Source organism: Zavarzinella sp. (assembly GCA_041399155.1).
In the GTDB taxonomy this organism is placed as follows: domain Bacteria; phylum Planctomycetota; class Planctomycetia; order Gemmatales; family Gemmataceae; genus JAWKTI01.
Window position 1 is genome coordinate 1,250,668 of the sequence record JAWKTI010000001.1, and the last position, 19,388, is coordinate 1,270,055.

At 48.2% G+C, this 19,388-nt stretch carries 15 protein-coding genes; 3 read left to right on the forward strand and 12 right to left on the reverse strand.

The annotated features are described in order from the left end of the window. Window positions 1-25 precede the first annotated feature (25 nt). The 4 genes from R3B84_05275 to R3B84_05290 all read right to left on the reverse strand — a co-directional run bounded on the left by R3B84_05275 (window position 26) and on the right by R3B84_05290 (window position 6,648). Window positions 26-2,530: a PSD1 and planctomycete cytochrome C domain-containing protein gene (locus R3B84_05275; protein MEZ6139964.1), complete on the reverse strand. Its 2,505-nt coding sequence runs from the start codon at window positions 2,528-2,530 to the stop codon at window positions 26-28. Then, window positions 2,527-4,053: a FecR domain-containing protein gene (locus R3B84_05280; protein MEZ6139965.1), complete on the reverse strand. Its 1,527-nt coding sequence runs from the start codon at window positions 4,051-4,053 to the stop codon at window positions 2,527-2,529. Before R3B84_05280 ends, R3B84_05275 begins: the two co-directional genes overlap by 4 nt. Continuing rightward, window positions 4,050-4,592 (reverse strand): sigma-70 family RNA polymerase sigma factor, encoded by a 543-nt coding sequence (locus R3B84_05285; GenBank protein ID MEZ6139966.1) that lies wholly within the window; start codon window positions 4,590-4,592, stop codon window positions 4,050-4,052. The genes R3B84_05280 and R3B84_05285 overlap by 4 nt, the downstream gene beginning before the upstream one ends. Window positions 4,593-4,686: 94 nt before the next feature. Continuing rightward, complete coding sequence (locus R3B84_05290; protein ID MEZ6139967.1) at window positions 4,687-6,648, reverse strand: hypothetical protein; 1,962 nt, start codon at window positions 6,646-6,648, stop codon at window positions 4,687-4,689. Window positions 6,649-6,811: 163 nt separating this feature from the next. On the opposite strand from R3B84_05290, the gene R3B84_05295 reads away from it, so the two are divergent. After that, window positions 6,812-7,303 (forward strand): acetolactate synthase, encoded by a 492-nt coding sequence (locus R3B84_05295; protein ID MEZ6139968.1) that lies wholly within the window; start codon window positions 6,812-6,814, stop codon window positions 7,301-7,303. Window positions 7,304-7,448: 145 nt separating this feature from the next. Here the strand turns inward: R3B84_05295 and R3B84_05300 are convergent, their stop codons facing one another. Next, the gene (locus tag R3B84_05300) at window positions 7,449-8,273 is read right to left on the reverse strand and encodes a hypothetical protein (GenBank protein ID MEZ6139969.1); all 825 of its coding nucleotides are present in this window, start codon (window positions 8,271-8,273) and stop codon (window positions 7,449-7,451) included. Window positions 8,274-8,392: 119 nt separating this feature from the next. On the opposite strand from R3B84_05300, the gene R3B84_05305 reads away from it, so the two are divergent. Then, complete coding sequence (locus tag R3B84_05305; protein MEZ6139970.1) at window positions 8,393-9,364, forward strand: WD40 repeat domain-containing protein; 972 nt, start codon at window positions 8,393-8,395, stop codon at window positions 9,362-9,364. Window position 9,365: 1 nt separating this feature from the next. Here R3B84_05305 and R3B84_05310 read toward each other — a convergent pair whose 3' ends face one another. From R3B84_05310 to R3B84_05330, 5 genes are all read right to left on the reverse strand, one after another. Then, window positions 9,366-10,709 (reverse strand): DUF1501 domain-containing protein, encoded by a 1,344-nt coding sequence (locus tag R3B84_05310; GenBank protein MEZ6139971.1) that lies wholly within the window; start codon window positions 10,707-10,709, stop codon window positions 9,366-9,368. A 13-nt stretch (window positions 10,710-10,722) separates the two neighbouring features. Next, window positions 10,723-12,930: a DUF1549 and DUF1553 domain-containing protein gene (locus R3B84_05315; protein ID MEZ6139972.1), complete on the reverse strand. Its 2,208-nt coding sequence runs from the start codon at window positions 12,928-12,930 to the stop codon at window positions 10,723-10,725. Between the two features lie 72 nt (window positions 12,931-13,002). Continuing rightward, window positions 13,003-13,566: an inorganic diphosphatase gene (locus R3B84_05320; GenBank protein ID MEZ6139973.1), complete on the reverse strand. Its 564-nt coding sequence runs from the start codon at window positions 13,564-13,566 to the stop codon at window positions 13,003-13,005. Between the two features lie 9 nt (window positions 13,567-13,575). Next, the gene (locus tag R3B84_05325) at window positions 13,576-13,917 is read right to left on the reverse strand and encodes a Dabb family protein (GenBank protein MEZ6139974.1); all 342 of its coding nucleotides are present in this window, start codon (window positions 13,915-13,917) and stop codon (window positions 13,576-13,578) included. Between the two features lie 68 nt (window positions 13,918-13,985). Continuing rightward, entirely contained in the window at window positions 13,986-15,485 is a 1,500-nt protein-coding gene (locus R3B84_05330; GenBank protein ID MEZ6139975.1) for a trypsin-like peptidase domain-containing protein, read from the reverse strand. Between the two features lie 76 nt (window positions 15,486-15,561). Here R3B84_05330 and R3B84_05335 point away from each other — a divergent pair, with 76 nt between their 5' ends. Continuing rightward, window positions 15,562-16,476, forward strand: coding sequence for a dihydroorotate dehydrogenase (locus R3B84_05335; protein ID MEZ6139976.1), 915 nt, complete (start codon window positions 15,562-15,564; stop codon window positions 16,474-16,476). 11 nt (window positions 16,477-16,487) lie between these two features. Here the strand turns inward: R3B84_05335 and R3B84_05340 are convergent, their stop codons facing one another. Then, window positions 16,488-17,621 carry a HEAT repeat domain-containing protein gene (locus R3B84_05340; GenBank protein MEZ6139977.1) on the reverse strand — a complete coding sequence of 378 codons (1,134 nt, stop codon included), beginning with the start codon at window positions 17,619-17,621 and terminating at the stop codon, window positions 16,488-16,490. A gap of 131 nt (window positions 17,622-17,752) precedes the next feature. Further along, a complete protein-coding gene (locus R3B84_05345; protein MEZ6139978.1) occupies window positions 17,753-19,372 on the reverse strand; it encodes a glycosyltransferase family 39 protein in 1,620 nt (539 codons plus the stop codon). Window positions 19,373-19,388: the final 16 nt, after the last annotated feature.

The following is a 19,388-nucleotide window of genomic DNA, read 5'->3' on the forward strand; positions in this document are numbered from 1 at the left end:
TTCTCCGTGGGGCAGTTTTTGATAATTAATCCACGTAAATAAATTCATTGGTGTTCAGTGCCAACAGACAATATTGCACCAGCGCTGCTTCGCTGTTCAGCGAAAATGCTTTTTGCAGGTGCTCGATGAAATTGCGATCCTTCTGAACTTCTTCTTTGGATGGTTTGCGACATGTTGTCAGTTGGATAATCATCTGAATTTGCTCGTCCACAGTTTTATGACTTGCAGCAATTCGGTTTGCAAGTTGTTCCGCAGCTTCACGAGTAAATTCGCCGTTGAGCATCCCAAGTGCCTGAGTAGGCACTGTCGTGACATACCGCACCGGGCAGCTACTGTCGGTATCCGCCTGATCGTGCTGGATCAAAATTGGTACTTGCAGCGAACGTTTGACAAAGACATAGACACTGCGTCGATTACCCTGTTCTTTGGATGAAGTGTGCCAGCCGGCACCTGGCACCGATTGGCCAGCCAGGACTTCTCGTGGGATTTTCGGGTACACACTTGGTCCACCTGCCTGTAAGTTGAGCTGCCCACTAACATGCAGGATCGAATCTCGAACTTCTTCTGCAGTCAGGCGACGCATGGAAAATCTGCCAAATAGTTCATTCGCAGGATCAGCTTTCAATGCTGCTGCCTGTGCTACTGCAGACTGCTGGTAAGTGCTGGACAACATCAGCAGTTTGTGCATCCGCTTGATTTTCCAGTCGCCTTTCATGAAGTCGCTTGCTAACCAGTCCAGCAATTCCGGATGACTGCAACCAGTTCCAAATCGTCCAAAATCATTGGTGCTGGCCACCAGACCACGACCAAAATGGTGCTGCCACAAACGGTTGACAAATACTCGTGCTGTCAGAACGTTATCTTTTGAGGCGATCCATTTAGCCAGCACCAGCCGTCTGCCGCTGGACTTCGCACCTTCTACGGGCTTCGGAATCTTCGGCAGTTCGTTCGCAAGAATTGCTGGAAAACCTGGTTCCACCATATCTGCGGGAGCCTGCGGGCTGCCACGCAACAACACGTGAGTTGTGGGGGGATTCAGATTGCTATTGTTGACAGCCAAAGCTAACTGCTGACCTTCGGTAGGTGCTTTTTCGAGTTCAGCCACCCGTCGACGTAAAGTAGTATACACCCGCCGATCTTCCGGATCGAGGAACATGGGGACTTTTCGAATAATGGCTGGCCGCTCAGCTCCTTCACTGGCACGTTGGTCAGCAGCAGACATCTTTTTGATTGCTTTTTCAGCCAATGGCAGAATTTTCTTTTCCAGTTCCACGATTTCAATCTGGCGTTTTCGGGCAGCTTCGGCTTTCGTTTGTTCATCTCCAGGTGGGGTAATATCTGCAAAAGTACCTGCATTTCTCGGGTCTTTATTATGATCGTACCGTTTAATATCCTGAAAGAACGCTACCAGCTTGTAGTAGTCCGCATGTGGGAACGGATCGATCTTATGTTCATGACAGCGGGCACAATTCATCGTCAGGCCGAGAAAAGCCTGTGAAGTGGTGGCTACCCAGTCATCCAGTTCGTCATAGCGCGCTAACAACCGATCAGCAGGCTCATCATCCCAGATTCCTAAACGGTAGTAGCCAGTCGCAACAATCGAACGTGCAGTGCGATTTGGTAATTCATCGCCTGCTAACTGCTCAAGAATAAACTGATTGTAAGGCACATCCTGGTTAAACGAATCAATGACGTAATCGCGATAGCGCCAGGCAAATGGTTTGTCACTGTCGCGTTCGTATCCGTTGGTCTCGGCAAATCGAACCACATCGAGCCAATGACGGGCCCACTTTTCGCCGTAGTGGTGGGAATCCAACAACTGGTCAATGAGTTTTTCAAAAGAATTTTCGGACTGATCTGCCAGAAAAGCCTCAACCTGTTCTGGCGTAGGTGGCAAGCCGATCAGATCATAATAAGCTCGACGCACCAAAGCTAACCGTTCGGCAGGTTGGTTTGGTGCGATTCCTTTCTGATCCAGTTTTGCCAGAATAAACGCATCAATCGGGTTTTTAACCCAATCTGGTTTGGAAACCATCGGAATTGCTGGTTCTTTCACAGGCTGAAAAGCCCAGTATTTGCGGGCCTCATCTGTAACGACTCCCCCCTGAACTTTGCTGTGGTCTTCAGCCACTTTGCCATCCACCATGGGCAGCCCAGCTTTCACCCATTTGGTGAGAGTTTCAATTTCTGTGGGCTTCATTTTTCCTGCAGGCGGCATTTCCAGGCCATCTTTCCAGTGAATCGCATTCAGCAGCAGGCTGTTTTCTGGTTTTTCCAGATCGACGCCTTTGCCGTAGTCTCCACCTTTTAAAATTGCCTGGCGCTTCATCAGCGAAAAATTACTTTTGCTTTGTTTTTCGCCATGGCACTGGTAGCAATGCTTTTGCAGAATTGGCTGCACTTCTTTCGTAAAGAAACGGATCGCTTCTTCTGTGAACGGTTCCTCTTGTGCGGGTGCCAGACGCACCCCTAACAATGGGGTGAGCATTCCGCACCACAAGAGAGCGGCAATTAATGAGTTTTTATTCATTTTCCTTCCAGTTGGGATTCGGTTTCTGCCCAGACAGTAACCTGAACCAGGCGAATGGTAACTAATTTGGGCTGATCACTTTGGGTATTTGCCCCAAAGATGCCCACATGTAAATCGGTAGTATTATCCAGAAAGTCTGGATGCTTAATGCTTAAGGTGGTAGCATTGCCCGTAGTTAAGTTTTCAACAGTCATGCTGTATTTTCCATGAATCCGTCGCAAAATCATCCTTGTGGAATCACCCGGTGCAGAAACTCCGATGAAGTTGGAATTCTCATCTTTTCCACCAAAGTTGTTCACCAGATTCTGGGTATATTCGCCGTTGGAGCGTCGAATCAGACCACCTCTTATCACACAATCACTACGGGTGCCTGCGTACAGTCCAAATTGACCCACGCGGGGGAGGGCGGGAATGTCTGGAAATTCTGCCAGAATCTCAAAATTATCGTTGGGTTGAAAATTCAGTCCCTTCAATGGGATTCCAAAATATTCACCGGTGGGCATCCCCGCCTGATGGTTGATATCGCTTTTCGTCGTCGTCAGTTCCAGGCCTGTTTTCGGATTCAACAATAAGTTGGGATCTTTTTGGGGTAATTTTTCACCAGTACCCGGCAAACGGTGCGTCAAACCAATGCCATTTCCCGTTCGATCCTGCAACGAATCAGCAATCGACGTGCGAAAATCAAAGCGTGTGGTCGTGGGCTTTTTAACGCTGGGAATCCGAATTTGCCGCACCAGCGAATCCTTGAGTAGCAACGATTCATCCACAGTAGTAGTGCCATCGTTCAGGCGAGCTCCCACGTGTTGGTGAATTTCCTGATAACCGCCTGGCTTGCCAGTTTTAATTTTTCCTTCAAAGACATAAACCGCAGTAGCACCCTGGTCATCCACGGTGATGCCGAACTCTGTACCCAGGTCAATAACTTCTCCTTGTGGAGAAAAAATCGTGAAGCCGTGGGCGGATGGAGGCACCTGGGCACTTAATTTTCCGCGATGTAAGGTGGCGGAATTTCCCGTCCCAAATACCAGGTGGGCAGGGCCATTGAGAATCACATTGGCACCGGACTTAAAGTGAATCTCCGCCAGCCCACTTTCTAGTTGTAATTCGGTACCCACCACAAAAATACCTGCAGGTGGTTCCCCACCTTGCCATTGGCAGTTCTGTGCGTTAACAAGCCATGCCACTTGTTCTTTATCTGTATCGCGATATTGCCATATTGCAATTTGCCTGCCCAGTAATAATCCGAGTAGTAGCAGGCAGACGACGATGGTGCCGATCCGAAACCAGCGTGTTTTCTTTACCGGGGTGCGTTGCTGTGGCAAATGTGCCAGAGCCCGCTCTGCCATCGCCTGACTGCGAACATGCATGGTCAGATCCCAGTCCATCTGGGTGTACTGCACAAACCAGGCACGTGCCGCAAGGTCATGTGCCAGTACGTTCTGAAGATAATTAAACTGTTCCGGACTGATGGAATCATCCAGATACAAATCGATCAGATCTTTCCAATCAAACGGTTCGTTCATGCGTTTCCCCCGGTTCGTGTTTGCATGGCGAGGGTACGTTCAATACATTCCATCAGGGCCCGCCGAATCCGACGTAAACTATTGTGAATACTGTGTTTCGAGCGGCCACGCTTTTCTGCAGCGGAGTGAATATTTTTTGCCCCGCTGTAACATTCCTGAATGATTTCCCGATCTCCATGACGCAGTTTTTGCATGCAAAATTGCAGTGCGTCCTGACGTGCATCTGTTTCAGCCACAGTAAACGTATCTGCCATCTGCATCAACAGCAGGTTCAGGTCGTCTGTGAAGTACAATTTCTGCCGACTGCGACTTCTTAAAAAATTATTAATTTCAAAGCGGGCAATCCCACAAGCCCAGGCAAAAAAACTGCGGGTGGGATCATACTGGGCAAATTTGTTCCAAAGCACGACGGAAGTCTGCTGGAACAGATCGTCCGTATCGTCCAGATTTCGCACTAATGAGTGGATGAACCCATAAATACGGCTCTGGTTCGCCCGCAGCAATTCTGCAAAATCAACTTCAGGTGGGTTATTCTTCATTCACTCAGGTATCGTTGTCAATGACCAGATTGTAACGAAATTTTTCTTTCACTGCACGATTATTGGATGAATCTGGTGAGTGAAATCGATTTACTTAATTCGTGGTATGGAAAAATGATAAGTCATTCATTAAATTTTCGAGACGTTGATTCTGATCTGCGATTTTTGCATCAAATGCAATGGTTTGCTGGGCAATTTCTAATAATCGATCTTCCTGGGTCATCAGTGTAGAAATATATCGCTGTCGTAGGACATTTTCGGATGCTTTTTCACCCACTACTTTCAGGTTTTCACGCAGGCATTGCTGTTGAGCAACAATAGATTCTTTTTCAGCTTCGATTTGTTTTTTTTCCAAATTGAATGTGGCGATTTCAGAGCGAAGCTTGAAAACGGCTTTCAATTTCGAAGTTGTGTCTTCATCGCACACATTGGTTCCAAGCCAGGACCAGATTTGTTTTTCGTCGAGTTTCGCAATCTGATATTGCTGTACAACTGGTTGATAACACTGCACACTGAAGCTGAAATCGCCCAGGGCAGGGGTGGTCAGTTGAAAACGCCACGCATTTTCGGTTTCTTCGAATGCGGCTGCCGGATCAGATAATTTCCATTTTTTACCTGGTTTGGGATGTTCCAGAATCATTTTCTGTTCTGCATCTGCTTGACAACGCATCGTGTAATTCACCAGCGAAGTATTGATGGTGGTAACATGAATCACCCCATGTCTGACGCGTATCTGTTGGATCTTATCTTTGGTGCTGCCTAGTTGATCGGTGATCGTGATCCCTAGTTCTACTGCGTAGGCAACCAGGCGACTGTCATTTTTCTTCATGCGAGGTAGCATTGCCTCCCCTGCATACTGGCCTTCCCGATAGATGGTGATCGGCCCACCTTCCAGATCGAACCCGGTGGTGTTGTGTAAACGCACGCACCGCATGGGATGTTTATTGGAAGCATTTTTTTGGTAGAACAGCACCGATTCACCATCAAATGATTGCTTCAGGATCGGCACCAACGCAGATTGGTGCTTTGGAATCGTCACTGGATCGACAATCTGATATTCAAACAGATCTCCTGATTGTTGGTTCTCAACATTGACTTCGACACTACTCTCTGCTGTGAGTTCTGCTGTGAGTTCATCCATTTGGGATGCAGCCCCAGGGCCGGCAAGAATTACACGAGCCATTTTCCGAGCCTTCCCTACAACGGACTGCCGATCAAAGCCCTGTTCCAGCACGGGTGGTTTGATTCCAGTTGAATTTTCAACGGGTATGTCTGGCCGCTCAATGTATCTAGGCGTCACCAGATCGTGGGTAAAAGTAATTGGTAAACCGGAGACAAGCGTCAGTTGAATATTGTCCCAGTTTTCATCAAAAGTGTTATCGACGATTCCCCACCCCTGCAGCAGTGGGGGATTAACTGGATGCAACAGCACGCGATAAGTCGCTTTCCAGGTGGGGGCCGCCATCTGGTAACTGATCTGCAGTTTTCGATCCCCTCTGCCGCTGGCGAAAATTGAGATTCTGGCTGTGTCTTTGCTTCGGGCTGCCTCCAATAATCCAAGATATTGCTGCAGTTTCTCCTTTAAACCAGCATCTGTGATGCAAATTTCGCAACTTTGCAGGTCATACAGGTGAAGCAAGCCATCATCGGTCAGTAGTGAAATTTCAGTAACATTGACTTTATTTTCGCCCGAAAGTACCTGACTCTGATCAACACCCAGTAAAATCCCGTCCACCGATGGCATGCCAGCTTGCATCACGAGAATCCGCGTGCCTTGGAGCTGGGGCAGTAGTTCTTTAATTGCATTGGTACGGGATACATGGAAAGGAAACTGGTTTAACAGCTCTTCGGTACGTCGGCTGGAATCGTAAGAAATCTCGCGAATTGTCCCACCGTGAAAGTCTACCACCGTCAACGATTTCAGAATATCGGACAAATCAACGGTGCGGCACGGGAGTTGTAATGTCTGATCATCGGTTACAGCAGCTTGTCGCACGAAGCAACCAATGCCGTGCTGATAGAGGACCACCTGTTTCAATTCTGTATTCGCCATCATACCACCCCGCATTGTTGGAATTGTCAGAAAGCTGACTGACAGTAATTCGTTTTAAAAAGTTCATTTGTGGTTGATTCTGAAAAAATGTGGCATTCTTTTGATTTGGCAGTTGATGGAATTGCCCCTTTCTAGGAAAATGCATGAAAGCGAATGAGAACGATACATGAGTTTTGGTGATAGTTACGGTCCGGACGTGAACGTTGCCCGTGGGCGAGACTGGCCGAGCGTCCGACAATTTAATGTTTTTATGGCCAACCGCATTGGGGCAATGATGGACCTGGTGCGGCGTTTTGAGAGCACCACGGTTAAAATTGTATCCCTGACTGTGGTTGACTCCGCAGATTGTGCCATCATTCGCCTGGTACTGAGTGATCCAGAACGTGCGATCGAAATTTTTGAAAAAGCAGGGATGATGTTCACCGAAAGCGATTTGCTGGTGGTGAAATTACCCGCGACCAGTCAGCCGCTGGCAACCATCTGCAAAGCGTTGCTTTCCCGAGAGTTGAGCATCCACTATGTTTACCCACTACTGATTGGTGTGGGACCGGAAGAAGGCACTGCGCTGGCCATCCATGTGGACGACCATGAAACAGCCACCAACGTGTTGGTGGAAAGAGGCTTTACTTTGTACACCGAATCTGACTTGAATTGGTAGCACAGCAGTAATCTGGTTCAAAAAGCGTACTTCAACAGCACAGAGTAGCGCAAAGTGTGAGTCGACCTGCTTTTGCAATTGTTCGCTTACTCTTGAAAAATAAGCACTTGTGATTTAATAGATTGTTAGTTATATAGCTGTCAAGTTAAATAATGCCCCAGTATGTGCAATATTCGCGCAGGATTCGTTGGCCCTCTGACGTTCTGATGATTGTTTTGTCGTCCTGGAATTGTTCAGCAGTGTGCTCAAACAATTTTCGGCCCGCACACAGTTGTAAGTGGTAGTTTTCAATTGCTTGCTGTCGTAGTTGGTCGAAATCAGGTGCGGGAATTCCCTGGCGTTCAAGGTCGGCCAAAGGTCCGTAATGTGGGTGAAGAGGCCACAATGCATCCGCTTCAAAAAAACAAACAGCTAAGCCATCGCTGGCAAGGGGGTAGGGCACCCCTGTTTTCCACAAATCGTGCAGGTGGATGTAGCCGATGCTTTGGCGAATGACCTGTTGTTCTAATGGGTATGCGAGTGTTTTCAGCACGATTTTTGCATCAGCCGCACTCCCACGCATGTGGGAGAGACGTTGTTGCGAGCGTTCCATAACCAACTTCTGATATTCGGAATCTGATCCGTGTTCTTTGACGTATCTGAGATCTTGCTCTGTAATACGGCGGATAAAGCGTAAATCATGTAACAACGCACTGATGATCAGCACCTGGAAATCGCCCACCGTTCGTGGCGTGGGGGATTCCAGATTCGCTCCCACCTTCAGGCCGATGCGAATGGCATTCTCTAATACGATGAGTTCATGTTCCAGCCGATTATCGTCGGCAGTACGATATTGGAAGCGAAACTGATATGCTGCCTGATAAAGCGTTTTCGCGAAATGGCGAAGTTCGCCCGAATGATCGTGATTTTCGAGACCATGCAAACTGTTGTCCAGCAATTCGATCAGGTGGGCGGGCAAGGTGGATTTCATCGTTGACTTGACTGAAATTAACTATTCATGCTTTTGTATCGATTTGAAATAATGAAGTGAGGTGATACGTGGTAAAACTAACTGGTTCGCCCAATCCCACTCTGCGGTGGGAGGCGACCTTGAGCGATCATATTATCGATTCCTGCTGGTCTGCGAATGGCTTATCGGTTGCTTGTGCGGAAGTTAGCGGGCCGATCAGCCTCTTTGATGTAAATCGTGGCAAGCTAGTGCACCGGTTGGCGGGGCACCAGTTTGGTACGATGGCCCTTGCATGGCACCCCACAGAGGCATTGTTGGCAAGTGCTGGTCAGGATGGGAAAGCACGAATCTGGAATACCCAAACTGGAGAACTCGTTCAGGAATTCAAAACCAAATCGAGCTGGGTCACGCAGGTGTGCTGGTCTGCGAAAGGGAAGATTCTGGTCACCAGTTCAGGCAAATATCTGCAATTCTGGCAACGGGATGGCAAACTGATAATCGAACATGATGCACCAGCCACGATATCTGCTGTTGTGGTAGAGCCCTACAGTGCAAAGAAACTCGCCATGGCCAGTTATGGCGGGATTCTGTTTTTCTCGCCCACTGGGGAACCTGTAGGCAAACCTTTCCCATGGGCCAATTCCATCTTGTCGCTGGGTTGGTCGCCGGATGGCAAACTATTGGCTGGTGGTGGACAGGATAGCAGTGTGCATTTCTGGTTTGTGAAAGATGGCAAATCGCTGGAAATGACTGGATACATGACCAAAGTTACCCGCACCGTCTGGAGTCCGGATAGTAAATTTCTCATCACTGATGGTGGGGATAAAGTAGTCATGTGGGACTGCAGTGGTGATGGCCCTGCCGGAAAAAATCCTGTTTTGGGTGACCTCCACCAATCAATGGTTTCCGCCTTGGCAGCACAGTATCGCGCACCATTAGTGGCATCTGGGGATGAACAGGGTGTCATTGGCTTGTGGTACCCCCACCAGCAGGGGAAGCTGGTTGCACAACAGCCCTTTCCTGAGTTGGTTTCACACTTGAGCTGGTCTCCTGGTGATGGTCGTCTGCTGGCAGCAGGAGGCAGTGGGACAATCCAACTGTTTACTGTGTGAATTAAGCGATCAGTTCGTTGATCACATTGCCACGTGATATGGGGATGGGACGATTCAGGCTGTCCCGCATTTCCGTTTCGGGATCAATCCCTAACTGATGATAGATTGTTGCAGAAATATCTTCAGGCCTTGCTTGCCCCACTGTAGGATATGCTCCAATTTTATCCGATGCGCCGTATATATGTCCCCCTTTAATGCCACCTCCGGCCATGACAGCGGTATAGCATTGCGGCCAGTGATCTCGACCTGCAGCGGGGTTGATCTTGGGTGAACGACCGAATTCGCCCATCCACAGCACAAGGGTATCTTTCAATAATCCACGTTCATGTAGATCGGAGATCAATGCCGATAAAGTTTGATTTGTGATAGGCAGCAGCCATTCTTTCAGCACCGGATCTGCTGGTTGACCTCGAAACCCGTGCTGATCCCAGCCGTTTCTGGTGCCACCAATAGAACTGGAGAGATACACATTGATAAACTTGGCTCCCGCTTCAATGAGTCGGCGGGCCAGCAGGCAACTCTGGCCATAGGTGGTGCGTCCATAGCGGTCGCGAGTCTTTTTACTTTCAGCATTCAGGTCGAACGCTTGTCGAAACTTATTTGTGCTCAACATTGACAGTGCTTTGTGAAACGACTCATCCAGCCCACGAGCAATCGCAGTCTGTTCCATGAGATTCGTTTGCCGATCAATCATGTCCACCAATTGCTTGCGATTATTCAGTCGCTCGAGCGAAATACTGTCAGGCAGTGTCAGTTCCGGCAGGCGAAACTCGGCACTATTTGGATCATTTGTAAAGAAAAAGGGATTGTGAGACTTTCCCAGGAAACTGGCGTGCTGTCCCGGTGTTACCGAGCCGTCCCGCAAGGTATATGGAAACGATACAAAGGTGGGCATACCGTTGCTGGCAGGCGCGAAACGGTCTACCACACTTCCGAAGGCGGGGAATAGTTCGAGGGTATCGCGCAGCCTGATATCATCCACAGGAGGAGGGAAACCTGTCAAACTGTAATAGGTGGCTGAGTTGTGGTTTTTCATCCGGTGCTGCATGCATCGAATTACCGTCAGGTGGTGGGCAATTTTTGCGACATCGGGAAGAAGTTCGCACACCTGCATGCCGGGAACACGAGAGGCAATTGGCTTGAAACTACCTCGTATCTCTTCGGGAGCATCGGGTTTCATATCAAATGCTTCGTGCGAACTGGGCCCACCAAACTGATGCAGATAGATCACATGTTTGGCGGCTGCAATTTTCGACGCACTCTGGGCAATTGAAGGTATTGCCAGTCCCGCAACTGACGCACAGGAAACCTGCAATAGCCTTCGGCGATTCAGAAAATGGCGCATGTTCGATCCCTTTTCAACGTTTTAACAAAAACTCTTTCGCGTTGATCATACTCCAGGCAATATCTTCAAATGCAGCCCGTCGATCTGTGCTGCGTAGAACATAGTCAACCAACTTGTTCAGTTCTGCATGAGATGGCCTGCGGGTGAAGCCCCACCAGTAAAGATCTTCAATAGAAGCGGCAATTTGTGATGGTGAGCTGACAGGTAAGTAGCCTGCTAAGCGATTATCTGGTTCGGTCAGCAGGCTTTGCAGCAAATCACCGTTGAGCAATTGAAAAGATTGCAGTACCCCTGGGTCATCATTCCGTTCACAATCACAGGTCAAAAGCCGCTCCGGTTTCCCGAAGGTTTTCAGGAATCGACTGCTGGCATCAGCAGTTTTACCCCGCGCTACCGCAGGTAAGGCGGGTAACTCACCTGCACGCATACCTACCGGATAACCAGCAATTTTAGGTTTGGTGCCGAGCATTTGGGCGACCGCATCGTGGAGAACTTCTGCCTGAAATGGCCGCACCATCATGCGAGAAAAATGTCGCTCATCTGCATGTTCCGTTTCTTCACTGGAGCGACGCTGGTAAGCATCTGATGTCATGATTAGACGTAGGATTGGTTTCAATCGAAAATGATGTTTGCGAAACTCTGTGGCCAGAAAATTCAGTAAGGGTTCATTGACTGGCGGGTTCGATGCGCGAAAATCATCATTCGGTTCAACAAGTCCTTTGCCGAACAAATGGTACCAGATTCTGTTGGCCTGGGCGCGGGCAAAAAACTGATTCTGAGGATTAGAAAGCCAATTGCCCAATTGGCCCAGATAATCACTGTTTGCTGCAAGTGCTTCCATTTCACCCAGCAACCGAGGTTGAAGGCTTAAACCACCTTTTGGATTCGGCATCGATAATTTCAGATTGACAAAAATCTGCTGTTCGCCAGAAAATTCATGCTGATCAAGCTGATCTTTGCGATTATTCGAGAGTACTCGGTAGTCAATCTGACTGAAAGTAGCGGCAAACTGGTGGTAATCCTGCTGAGTCCACTGATCAAATGGATGATTATGACATTTGGCACAGCCAATACGTACTCCAAGAAATACTTGTGCTACTGCTTCAGCACGAGAGTAGGGATCGCGAAGTGAGCGGTACAGGTTTGTTTCTGGACGCTGATAACTGCTGCCCCGCGCTGAAACGATAGCAGCAGCGAACTCATTCAAAGGCTGATCGCCTGCAATCTGAGAACGGATCCATTCGTAAAAAACTTTAACCCCTTTGGCATCAAGCGCTTTTTCTTCGTTCCGTAACAGATCAGACCATTTTTGTGCCCAATGGTGGGCAAGTTCCGGTCTTTTCAGCAATTCATCGATTAACTTGGTGCGTTTTTCCGTATCCTTCTGTTCCAGAAAAGCTTTTGCTTCAGATGGTGTTGGCAATATACCCAGTAAATCGAGATAACTCCGACGTAAGAAAATGGCATCATCAGCCAAAGGAGCAGGCGTGATCCGTCTCAGGTGGAGCTGTTGCTGAATCAAGGCATCAATAGGGTGGGGAGGATTTGCTGCAGGGGGTTGATAATCCGTACGGTTCGGTGCAATGGCGACAACAATTGGTAACTGAAACTGTTGAAAGCGGACAGCAATTGTGGTTTCTCCCAAAGAGAGTCGCTGCAATTTCCCATCCTGAGCAACTGCAACAATCCCTTCTTCGGCAAGATCGTAGTTGCACAGGTGCGTTAGATTGCGTACTGTCCCATCAGAAAACCTGCCTGTGACCAATAATTGAGGCATTTCCTGATCGGCTTCGAACTTGATGATGAGCCGCGGACGGACATCCAAAGCCACAATTTTCGGTGCTGATTTTGAATCGAATGTGGCACCGTGTCGAATCCAGTCGGCCAAAATCTGATACTCAGGAGATTCTACAGAAAAGCGAGGCCCACCTTCGTGAGCAATCAGCCCCACTGCTTTTTGAAGAATAATGCTGGTTTCCGGTTGAAAGATGTTAATTCGTCGGCCGAAATGTTCCCGCGTCAGACGTTCGTGATCAAAAGCCGAGTCTTCACCACGCAGTGATAATTTGAACCCACCTTTGCCATTCAGATTGCCGTGGCAAGCACCCATATTGCAACCTGAACGGCTGAGTACCGGCATTACTTCATTGATGAATGACGGTGAATCAGCACCGATTGCAGATCCGGCAAGAAATAACAGGTAAAATGAAGAAAATCTCATGCTTGATTTCGGTGGGTTCTCACTTCACCATCATAACAGATAGGCAATGGGTGATCCAGCAGAAAGCAGGCGTTATTCTGAGGAGATGACATTGCCCAGTGAAGAGCGAAAACGCTCGACAGAGCTTCGAACTTCGCGTGTTGCTTCAGCGGCACCATCCCAACCAAGAGACTCAGTAATGGCGCCTTCAAGTTGCTTGTAGGTGCCAAAAAAGTGCTCCACTTCACGCAGAAAGTGAGGTGGGACATCTTCCAGTACTTTCACGTGACCAAAAAGCGGGTCAGCATTGGGTACCCCAAGCACTTTAAAGTCATCAAAACCCTTATCTTTCATGCGAAACATCCCCACCACACGGGCTTCGATCAGGCAGCCGCTGAAGGTGGGTTCATTAACCATCACCAGAATGTCCAATGGGTCACCATCGGCTGCAAGTGTCTGGGGGATAAAGCCGTAATCACCAGGATAAACCGAAGATGAATACAGATAACGATCCAGTTTGATCATTCCCGTGTTCTTATCCAGTTCAAACTTATTCCGTTTGCCTTTCGGAATTTCCACGATCATGTTTACCACGGAAGGAATATTCGTTCCGGGTGGGATCATCATCATATCGAACATATGCGGTCGCCCTGCCATGGGTAATTCTCATTCAACGGTTAAAGATGCTGTAGGCTTCATTTGTCGGACCAGAGAATCAAAAACTCTAACTTTTTTCCAGGTTGCTTTATTTTCGCTGATGAACTGATTATGGGTTGGGTCAACCTGGTAGGCATCGTGTGCGGCACGGTCAAGAAAGACGATGTGCAAGGCCACATCAAAATCAAGATCGTTCACTTCGCGTCGTAAATCATGATCCAACCCACCGCAGAAAAATGCAACGATACCCGGTTGAATGGTCAGATATTTCTCGCAGGCTTGAATCAGCGCAGCGACGTTCTCCGGACTGCGTTCCAGCAAACTGAAATAAACATTATGACAAAGCAGCATTGTGATTTCCGAAGATTCCAGAATCGAAATAAATAATTGACTACAGCAGTCAATTGTGGTCACTAATCTTAAGGCAATGATATGGTTTGCCGCGTTGCAGCCCAATTGTTCGTTGCAGAAATGATGGTGATTTCTAATTTTTCCTGTTCACGGCATGCCTGATAGAAATCACTGGGCTGTTTGATTGATTTGCCATTGACCTCGATGATCACTACCTGTTGCTGTTCCATCAGTCCCTGGAATTTCTTTGCAGCAGGGCTGTCGGGCACAACTTCTTTCAGCACCACTCCCTCTGGTAAATTGGAATTAATGTTCAGGATGCTGGCGTAGTCGATCAACATCCCAAATACCGGATGGGGACGATTCTGGGCGATAAATGGCTCACGGTGGCCTGCTTTCGTCAGGCGTACTTCGACAGTTCTCTTTGTCCCCCGAATCGTGCTGGTTTCAATGGTTACCACATTTCCAGCAAGGGCTGCGCCAATGTTCAAAAAAAGATCGTCATGATCTCGAATAGGTTCGCGATCGATGGTTGTTATCCATTCCCCGCCTCGAATACCTGCACGATAAGCGGGTGTGTTCGGCAGGCAATCACTTACCAGAATCCCATTTCGAAGTTGCTGGCGTCGGTCTTCTACGTTTATTGACACACCTAAAAAACCGTATTCCACTTCTTTTCCCTGTAACAGCACGTCAACAATGCGTTTCGTATTGCGGTTCAGTGGGATGGCATAAGAAGGTTGGAAATCCACCGGTTCACCTGGCTGGGCGGTGGATATCGCAATCAGTTTCCCGTTCAGGTCGAAAATTGCCCCACCTGAACAGGTGGTGTTCGTTCTGAAGTCTGTTTGAATGAGAGTGTCGTACTGAGCCAGCGGCTTATTTCGCTTAATTTCATCTACCGGTCCGGAGGTGCGTTTCCGCAGATTGCTAATGATTCCCCACGTGACATCCGGCCCAAGTTGGCGGAAATTGGGCCGGACAGGGGAGCAGAGCGAAATAATCAGATCACCTTTGGAAAATTCGGTGGCACTGGATAGCTTGATGGACTGGAGATTTTTGGGCGGGTGCAGCAGTTTCAGCACAGCCAGATCGGCTCGCTTGTCTGCCGCGTAAATATCTGCGTAACTACCGCCGATTGTCTCACTGAACTGGACGTATAACCTTGTCGCACCTTCAATTACGTGGTAGGTAGTCAGTACCAGGCCAGAATCATCCAGCAGAATACCCCCACCGTAGTTTTCTGGAATGTTCAGTGGGTGGGACAAATCCAGTTTAATCAACGATCTTTTTTCAATTTCTAACTTTGTGGCAAAATCTGCTGGTAGTTGAAAGCCGCCGAGTTTTCCAGGTTCGGCGGTAGAAGGTCCCTGGTCATATCGGGTATATGCTTTCGAACGAGAAACCAGGACAGTCGCGATTGCCGGTTGAGATTTCTCTACAATCTGCCTGACTGATTGCTGGAGCTTTTGCAAAGGTGCTGGTGGCTGGGCAGATATGTTCTGGTTCGAACCAAAAACGAGCCAGCACCCGATGATGCACAACGACTTCAGATCTATTCCTGCCATAAAATTGTCTTACCATAACCATTTCTGAAGCCAAGAGGCACGCCGAAGGTTCCCACGGTCGGCACTGCGAAAAACAATGATGATTGCTCTCGATACCAGGCTGGGGCGTATTGCCTTCAACAACCCCATTTTAACAGCTTCCGGCACATTTGGTTATGCCAAAGAGCTGGAAGGTACGGTCGATTTTTCGCAGTTAGGCGGGATCATTCCCAAAACAATTACTGTAGAACCTCGGATTGGCAACCCACCTCCACGTACTTTAGAAACCCCGAGTGGGCTGCTGAACGCTATTGGGCTGGATAACGACGGCCTTGAGTATTTTCTGGAGAACCATCTGCCTTATCTTTTAAATCTCCCCACTGCTATTGTGGTAAATATCGCTGGCAAAACACAAAATGAATTCGTTCTGATGTGTAAGCGACTATCAGGATATTCTGGGATTACTGCCTTAGAGCTCAACCTCTCCTGTCCCAATGTCAGTGGGGGGATTGATTTTGCCGTAAATCCTTTGCTGGCAAGGACAATTGTCGAAGAATGCCGTGCAGTGACTGAGATCCCACTCATTGCCAAGTTATCCCCTTTGGTGGCAAACATTGTTGAAATCAGCCGTGCCGTAGCGGATGGTGGTGCGGATGCGGTTTCAATTGCGAATACTTTTCCTGCAATGGCGATCAACTGGCGGCAGAAAAAGCCAGTTTTGGGCAACAAAACTGGTGGGTTAAGTGGTCCGGCAATCAAGCCAATCATTTTAAAGTTGGTTTGGGAAGTCGCACGTGCGAACGTGATACCGATTATTGCTGTAGGTGGAATAGCCAGTATCGACGATATTATGGAGTACGGTTTGGCAGGTGCATCCGCAGTTCAGGTGGGAACATCGAATTTTTACCAACCCCAGCACTGCTCAACATTTGTGCACAATCTGCCTGATTGTATTGCATCGCTGGGTTATCATGCATGGTCTGAAATGGTTGGTGCCTGCCACAAAATGTGAAAGTTATTTCATCATTTTTCAGGATCCGGCTTTGGTTCTTCTTTTGGTATCGGCATGGTGATCCTGCGAATGGCTAATTTTGCTGCCTCACGAACATTCAATTGAAGGTCCGATTCTGCCTTGCGGATGTCTGGCAAAGCGGATTCTGCTGCTGGACCCAATGCACCCAGTTCAGAGACGATCGCAAGCCGCACTTCACCTTCGGTATCTTTTACCAGCCTTTCTCCGAGAAAATCCAGGTGATTATTCAAATCAGCTCCCAGACTGCGTGCGAGAGAATGCACTGCAAACGCACGTACCGTGCGATCAGCATCTTTCTCGATGGTCTCCAAAAGTGCCGGCACCGCAGGCAGTACATCAGAACCCATCTTTTCTAGCGCAAGTACAATCTGCGTACGGACTTCCACAGATTCATCCTTCAACAAAGCCTTCGCAAGTGTGGGGACTGCAGAGTTTGCCATACGACCTAACAGCATAATGGAACGGGCTGCTTCTTTTCGCACATTTTTCTCAGCATCGTTTAGCAAGACTTCACCTAAATTGCCAACGGATGGGATTGCTCCATTACCAAGTCGACCCAGAGTAAATGCAGCAGCCAGGCGAACGGTGGGATCTTTATCTTTCAACAAAGCATTCAAGTTTGGCAGAATACTGACCGCACTGACCCCCACCTGACCTAAAGAAGTCGCAGCAGCCGCACGTACTTTGGCTTCGGGATCATCAAGTGCTTTGATTAAGGAAGGCAGCGCGGGCTGGGCTTTTTCCCCACCTTTGCCTAATGCCTCAGCAGCCATTGCCCGAACTTCAGGCGATTTGTCTGTAAGCATCGTATCTGCTAAGGGTGCGACCAGTTTCTGGATATGTTCCTGCTTGAAGTTTTTCACTAATCCTACCACTCGCAGGCGAACTACAGGTGTTGTTTCGTTGGCAAGCGATACCTGGAAAGCCTCTAATACTTTGGCATCTTTCTTTTCGTCCAGTGCCAGAATGATCGCCGCAACAAGTCTCTGGTTAGGTGTTTTTCCCTCTTTCAGCTCTACTATCCACTCGGAAATTGTTTTCCCACGGATCATTGGTTCTTGTGCTGATGTGCTGAAACACCACCCAAAACTAACGAAAGTGGTAACGACGATAAAACGCAGCATGGTGAACCTCTGGCAAAACAAGAACTTTCATTATCATGGACGACTGGACGAGGGTCAAACAACTTTTTCGTGCTGTTACTAACCAAAGCAAACAAGAAGGAAGTAAAAATGAATTAATTCTAATTAATGAATTAGTATTTGTCGGATTTCAGTTTTGGGAAGCGCCGATAACCTTTACAGACGTAAATCTGCCAGACAACCACGCGACGACCCGATTCCATGTATTCGTAAACGACAGGCTTTTCAACGCTATCAAAAGCTGTTTTCAGTATTGGTTCCAGTACACCAATGCCCACAATAATGAAAGTTTTTCCTGCGAATTGTTCGGGATTGGCAATCGGATTTGGCATCCAATGATCGTACTGGCTATGCCGATCTCCAAAAGGAATCCCCACGCTATAAACCGTGGGGTGTTCTGAACAATAAATCCCCAACTGGCCTGGAATGGTCCAGTTGGTACCAGCAATCAGTGGTGGTTCCCCAGTTTGTGTGAGAATATCCTCACGAATGATATCTACTTGCTGGGCAAGGCCATGCCAGCCCTTTAATCGGCAGGCAGGATCGAACTTTCGGATGGGCGTGGGGTTTATTGCGGAATCTACCGGCACCCAAGGCATCAAGATGGGGTGTATGAGTTTTGTGTTATATAACAGAATGCTTCCAATGCCGCCTAATGCCAGTACCAGTAACAGATCGATTCGGAACAGTATCCTCAGCCACCGTGGAGAAAGATTCAGCACGTATGGCAACGATATGAAAGCCAGCACGATACCCGATATGTAGGTGGCTGCGGGCCAATTCACCTGCCCAGCCGAACGGAAACTGGCAATTCCAAATACCAGAAATGTTGGAACGGATAGCCAGATCAGATATTGCTGGCTGACCAAATTTCTGTGCACGGTTCTTGCACGCCAGATGCCAATCAACCACATGGCGAACCAATAAACCAGCATCACGCCCATCTGGGTGCCAAAATAAACGAATGGGCCATACCAGCGAAAACTCGTTTTTGTTTTCTGCGTATCTCCTGCGGCCTGAACTGCTACATGTTTGAATGAAACCCAATCGTGTTGGCTGTTCCACCAGAGAATTGGCAACCCACTGAGCCCGCCGATTGCAACCAGTAACCATAATTTTCGCGAAAAAAGAATCCCACGGTACTGTGGAGTAAGGATCAGAAATATTCCAAACGAAACCAACCACAAAAACATTGTGTATTTCGCCAGAATTCCCAAGCACAGAAAAATGCCAGCCCCAATGTAGGATCGATAACGACCCGTCTGCACAGCATCCCAACCACAGACAGTTGCCCAGGTCCAGCAGCAAAGGTAGGGAGAATCGATGGTCATGATAATTGAGGCCATGTGAAATGGTGGCAGTGTCAGGCTTACACCAACACCAATCAAAGCCAGTCTGGCATCGTTTGTGGTATTTCTTACCAACAGGTAAATGCCCCACAGGGTCATCGCACCCAACAGCACTGCAGGGGTGCGGATAACTGGCATCAAACTGGCAGTTTGGATATTTACTAATTGAAAAAATTCGATGGCTGCACGAATGATCCAGGCGATGAGGGGTCCTTTGCTGTAATAACTCCAGTCGAGATGACGCGACCAATCCCAATAATGTGCCTCGTCTGGTGCCATGTCGTATGGGCACCAGAGGTACAGGTAAAGCAGGCGGATAATGGTTACCGACGCAATCAGAATTATTGCAAGAGCAGTATTGGAACGGGTTTGCGGAGAATACATGGTTTACCACATTGCT

Bases quoted from the DNA above. Each gene is read 5' to 3' on its own strand.
- R3B84_05345 (MEZ6139978.1), bottom strand. From the start codon at position 19,372: ATGTATTCTCCGCAAACCCGTTCCAATACTGCTCTTGCAATAATTCTG.
- R3B84_05275 (MEZ6139964.1), bottom strand. From the start codon at position 2,530: ATGAATAAAAACTCATTAATTGCCGCTCTCTTGTGGTGCGGAATGCTC.
- R3B84_05315 (MEZ6139972.1), bottom strand. From the start codon at position 12,930: ATGAGATTTTCTTCATTTTACCTGTTATTTCTTGCCGGATCTGCAATC.
- R3B84_05335 (MEZ6139976.1), top strand. From the start codon at position 15,562: ATGATGATTGCTCTCGATACCAGGCTGGGGCGTATTGCCTTCAACAAC.
- R3B84_05340 (MEZ6139977.1), bottom strand. From the start codon at position 17,621: ATGCTGCGTTTTATCGTCGTTACCACTTTCGTTAGTTTTGGGTGGTGT.
- R3B84_05325 (MEZ6139974.1), bottom strand. From the start codon at position 13,917: ATGCTGCTTTGTCATAATGTTTATTTCAGTTTGCTGGAACGCAGTCCG.
- R3B84_05320 (MEZ6139973.1), bottom strand. From the start codon at position 13,566: ATGGCAGGGCGACCGCATATGTTCGATATGATGATGATCCCACCCGGA.
- R3B84_05290 (MEZ6139967.1), bottom strand. From the start codon at position 6,648: ATGATGGCGAATACAGAATTGAAACAGGTGGTCCTCTATCAGCACGGC.
- R3B84_05330 (MEZ6139975.1), bottom strand. From the start codon at position 15,485: ATGGCAGGAATAGATCTGAAGTCGTTGTGCATCATCGGGTGCTGGCTC.
- R3B84_05295 (MEZ6139968.1), top strand. From the start codon at position 6,812: ATGAGTTTTGGTGATAGTTACGGTCCGGACGTGAACGTTGCCCGTGGG.
- R3B84_05300 (MEZ6139969.1), bottom strand. From the start codon at position 8,273: ATGAAATCCACCTTGCCCGCCCACCTGATCGAATTGCTGGACAACAGT.
- R3B84_05280 (MEZ6139965.1), bottom strand. From the start codon at position 4,053: ATGAACGAACCGTTTGATTGGAAAGATCTGATCGATTTGTATCTGGAT.
- R3B84_05285 (MEZ6139966.1), bottom strand. From the start codon at position 4,592: ATGAAGAATAACCCACCTGAAGTTGATTTTGCAGAATTGCTGCGGGCG.
- R3B84_05310 (MEZ6139971.1), bottom strand. From the start codon at position 10,709: ATGCGCCATTTTCTGAATCGCCGAAGGCTATTGCAGGTTTCCTGTGCG.